5 protein-coding genes are annotated in these 4,533 nt (G+C 49.3%); all 5 read right to left on the bottom strand.

The genetic code is table 11. The annotated features are described in order from the left end of the window. On the bottom strand, positions 1-658 hold a 658-nt coding region (gene folC / locus ACRC27_RS02475; protein WP_438639118.1), incomplete at its 3' end, for a bifunctional tetrahydrofolate synthase/dihydrofolate synthase. A gap of 153 nt (positions 659-811) precedes the next feature. Beyond that, positions 812-1,768, bottom strand: coding sequence for an acetyl-CoA carboxylase, carboxyltransferase subunit beta (gene accD, locus ACRC27_RS02470; protein WP_438639117.1), 957 nt, complete (start codon positions 1,766-1,768; stop codon positions 812-814). A 154-nt stretch (positions 1,769-1,922) separates the two neighbouring features. Beyond that, positions 1,923-2,582, bottom strand: a complete 660-nt coding sequence (locus ACRC27_RS02465; RefSeq protein ID WP_438621633.1) for a DedA family protein — start codon at positions 2,580-2,582, stop codon at positions 1,923-1,925. Between the two features lie 135 nt (positions 2,583-2,717). Beyond that, on the bottom strand, positions 2,718-3,503 hold the full coding sequence (truA, locus tag ACRC27_RS02460; RefSeq protein ID WP_438621674.1) for a tRNA pseudouridine(38-40) synthase TruA: 786 nt from the start codon (positions 3,501-3,503) through the stop codon (positions 2,718-2,720). A gap of 184 nt (positions 3,504-3,687) precedes the next feature. Beyond that, positions 3,688-4,533, bottom strand: an 846-nt coding sequence (locus ACRC27_RS02455) for a FimV/HubP family polar landmark protein (protein WP_438639116.1), incomplete at its 5' end; no start/stop codon positions are given.

Genomic DNA, 4,533 nt, shown 5'->3' with positions numbered 1-4,533 from the left:
GTGTTGTGCTAAGATTATTTGCCGTCTGTGCGATAGATTGAGGCATATCCGGCTCACCCACCACCGCCGGACAATGTGCTCGGAAAATACCGGCTTTTTCGCGGCCAATACTTTCACGAGAGTTGCCTAACCAATCGGTATGATCAAGATCGATACTGGTGATAACCGCCACATCACTGTCTACAATGTTAGTCGCATCCAAGCGCCCGCCCAATCCGACTTCCAGAATGACGACATCCAGTGCCGCATCGGTAAACAGTTTTAATGCCGACAGGGTGCTGAACTCAAAATAGGTCAGTGATGTTGTTCCACGCCCCGATTCAATAGTGCTAAAAGCGGCACTGTGCAGTGGCTCACTCAGCTCATCGCCCTGTATGCGAACCCGCTCGGTATAACGCAGCAGATGCGGGGAGGAGTACACACCCACACGGTATCCGGCCTGCATTAAGATCACTTCCAGCATCCGGCAAGTTGTACCCTTGCCATTTGTACCGGCAACCGTGATCACTGTCGGAGCAGGCTTGGTAATACCCAGCGCAGTGGCAACCTGCTGAATGCGTGCCAGCCCCAGATCAATGGTCGTATTGTGGAGGTTTTCAAGATAAGAAAGCCACGTAGCGAGAGGCGACGTGGCTTGGGGAGGAGTCAGAGTCTTCATCATACATCTACCTAGCGCGCATTTTCCCTGCGCGGCTGTTATCGCGTAGTTATGTTCTTACGCGAGTTTTCACATGTAATGACCAGTATCAATACAGTCAAAAACAACCACTGCGGGTCAGCAGCCAATACGCGCTGACCCGCAATCAGTAGGTTATTTTTCGTCAGTATCTGACTTGGCTGACAGCGTGTCTGCCTCAGTCTCAGTGTCAACCGCAGCAACCTCTTCAACCGGACGCTGTGCTGGCACAACCAACGGTGACGGTTGCAACGTCATTTTTGCCAGTAAACCAGCCAGACGCTGACGCATTTCCAAACGCGGAATGATCATGTCAATCGCGCCTTTTGCCAGTAAAAACTCACTGCGCTGGAAGCCTGATGGCAATGTTTCACGCACGGTTTGCTCGATAACTCGTGGCCCTGCAAAACCAATCAGAGCTTTAGGTTCACCGATGTTGATATCACCTAGCATTGCTAAACTTGCAGAAACACCGCCCATCGTTGGGTCGGTCAGTACTGAAATAAATGGCAGCCCTTTTTGACTTAAGCGCGCCAACGCAGCACTGGTTTTTGCCATTTGCATCAGTGAGAATAGCGCTTCTTGCATACGTGCACCGCCGCTGGCAGAAAAGCAAACTAACGGTGAATTCAGTTCAATGGCTTTATCCACGGCACGCACAAAACGGGCACCTACCACAGAAGCCATTGATCCGCCCATAAAAGAGAACTCAAAAGCAGCCGCCACAACCGGTATGCCCATCAGCGCACCCTGCATGACGATCAGTGCATCTTTTTCACCGGTCTCTTTTTGTGCAGCGCTGAGTCTGTCTTTATAACGCTTAGAGTCTTTGAACTTCAGAATATCTTTCGGCTCTAGCTCTTCGGCGAACTCAACACCGGTACCCTCATCAAGAAAGCTCAACAATCGACGACGGGCAGTGATACGCATGTGGTGGCCACACTTCGGGCACACTTCCAGATTCCGTTCCAGTTCAGCACGGTACAAAACTTGTTCGCAGCCATCACATTTGGTCCATACTCCCTCAGGAATACTTGCCTTGCGCGAGGAGACGATATTTGTTTTGTTAATAATACGCTCGATCCAGCTCATGGATGACCTTTCAACCTTGTGTTTTAACAGCACCGCCTGTAGCAGTGTAAGCTCAGGAAATACCGCACATTAAACCACATCAGATTCACGCTGTGGATAAAAAACTGGTCATACCCGACCAGCCTACCGATTCATTTGACGCTGAGTTTTTACTCTATTTCGATGCGGTTTCTGATGAATGACGACGACGCTGCCGCCAAAACTCAATAATACCAGGCAGCACCGAAATAAAAATAATCCCTAAAATCAATAACTCAAGATTCTGTTTGATCACAGGGATATTGCCAAAGTAGTAACCGGCATAAACAAACCCTGTCACCCACACGATACCACCAATCACATTAAACAATGCAAAATGTCGGTAGTGCATACGCCCCATACCAGCAACAAATGGGGCAAACGTGCGAACTATAGGCACGAAACGGGCAAAAATAATAGTTTTCCCCCCGTGACGCGCATAAAACTGCTGAGTACGTTCAAGATGCTGACGTTTAAATAAGCGTGAATGCGGATTACTGAACAAACGTTCACCAAATAAGCGCCCGATACTGTAGTTCAGTGCGTCTCCGGTAATCGCAGCAATAATCAGTAAAACCACCAGCAAATGCGCATCCATCTGGCCGGTTGCCGCCAGTGTTCCGGCCACAAACAGCAGTGAGTCACCAGGTAAAAACGGGGTAACAACCAGCCCAGTTTCACAGAAAATAATTAAAAACAGAATGCCGTAAATCCACAGGCCATATTGCGCCACCAGCATGGTCAGGTGCACATCAATGTGCAAAATAAAATCAATCAGCGAACTCAGCAACGCCATGGCTTCACATCCTTGATAAATCCGTTTTTATACTCAAACAGGGTGCACCGACTCACTACCAAGTAACGGCGACACACAATAGTGGCCGAAAGACGCTCTACGAGTCTATCTTCAGCCAACGTGTATTCATAATAGTCAGTCAGCAATAAACAGTGGGCCAAGCATCGGCGCTGGCAAGGCAAATTGCGCCGGATAATCTACCGCAACAAGATACAATCCAGCAGCTTTTGCTGTTGCCGCAGCAATACGACGATCTTTAGCTGCCAGAACAGTGTCAATCCATGCCTCTGGCTGATGCCCTGCCCCCACTTCCAGCAAACTGCCCACAATATTTCGCACCATATGGTGCAAGAAGGCATTCGCTTTTACATCCACAATCACATAATGACCCTGACGGGTTATATTCAGGTGCTCAATGGTGCGCCAAGGTGAGTGAGACTGACACTGCAACGCTCGAAATGAGGTAAAGTCGTGCTCACCGAGCAGATACTGCCCCGCGCGTTGCATTTTTTCAACATCAAGCGGGTGGTGATAATGCGTCACACCGTGGCGTAAGATAGCTGGGCGGTAGCCGTAATTATAAATAATGTAGCGATAGCGGCGTGCGGTAGCACTAAAACGCGCATGAAACTCTTCCGATACTTCGGTAGCCCAACGCACAGCAATATCATCAGGCAGATTGGCGTTTGTACCGAGTGTCCATGCCGCATCTTTACGCACCGAATCGGTATCAAAATGCACCACTTGCCCCGTACCGTGTACACCTGAGTCTGTGCGTCCTGCACAAAAGACATTCACCGGATGGTTTGCCACTTTTGAGAGTGCTTTTTCTAAACGCTCCTGCACACTGTCAACTTCTTGCTGACGCTGCCAACCGCAATAACGGCTTCCATCGTATTCAATGCCCAGTGCAATACGCATGGTCAACTTACCCTTCACGACAATAAAACGTGCGATTATAAACAAAAAGCGGCGGCCTGTAGCCACCGCATGATCAGTTTCTAACGTTTATTTTCCGCGCCTACACAACGCAAACCCTAAAGCCCATACTTTATGCTGGATATAAACGCACAATTACGCATAGCATACTCTCCTGATAATCAGGTTATGCTGACGTAACTTCTTGCAGCATTTTTCGCGCCTGCTGTTGCTGACTTTCAGAACCCTGTGCGATGACCTCATTGAGCAGTGCAACCGCACCTTCTGGATCATCTATATCCAGATAAGCGCGCGCCAAAATCAATTTACCGACCAGATCATCGGTCATATCCTCATCATGGTTTACATCTTCAGCAACAGGCTGGCGTGTATGCAGCGCGCGAACAAAAGGCTGGGTAACACCGTCGCGCTCTTCAGGAGAGAGCTGATCGGCCATCAGATTTGGCTGCGCGCCCCAATCTTCATGCTCTGACTGTGGCTCAGGCGGTAGCGGCATCGACCAGTGCTCCGCTTGTGGAAGCAGCGGAGTTGAGAGATCAAAATCGGCCTCGGTCATATCTGGCAGATCAAACAGCGGGGTTTTGGTTGGAATAGCTGCGGCAGGTTGACGCACTTCCAACGTTGGCACTGTCTCAGCCGTATCAGCATCAGCCGCTGTTTTTTCGCTAGCCTCAGTGCCCGTGATATTTACATGCGAAATATTTTTGCCCGAGGTATCTGTGTTAATGATATCCGTATTAACAAACGTTGCTTGCACAGCGTTTGTATTGCGAATATTTGTACTCTCTGTATCAGTCACATCGGTTTTAGCCGTTTCAGTAGGCAAATCGGCTGCAGTAGAACGATGAGTCTGAGCCTCAACACGATCCGTCATATTGCCAACCGCAGGCGCATGTATCGGTGCGGGAACAGCGTCAGACAGAGGCGATGTCAGATCTTCAGATTGAGAATTAGGCAAAGCATCAGACACCGCGGTAGGAATAGAGCTTGCTTCTACTGGATTGGCTGACTC

This window comes from Plesiomonas sp., from assembly GCF_051650925.1.
In the GTDB taxonomy this organism is placed as follows: domain Bacteria; phylum Pseudomonadota; class Gammaproteobacteria; order Enterobacterales; family CAMTGL01; genus Plesiomonas.
This window is presented reverse-complemented; position numbering and strand designations above follow the sequence as displayed.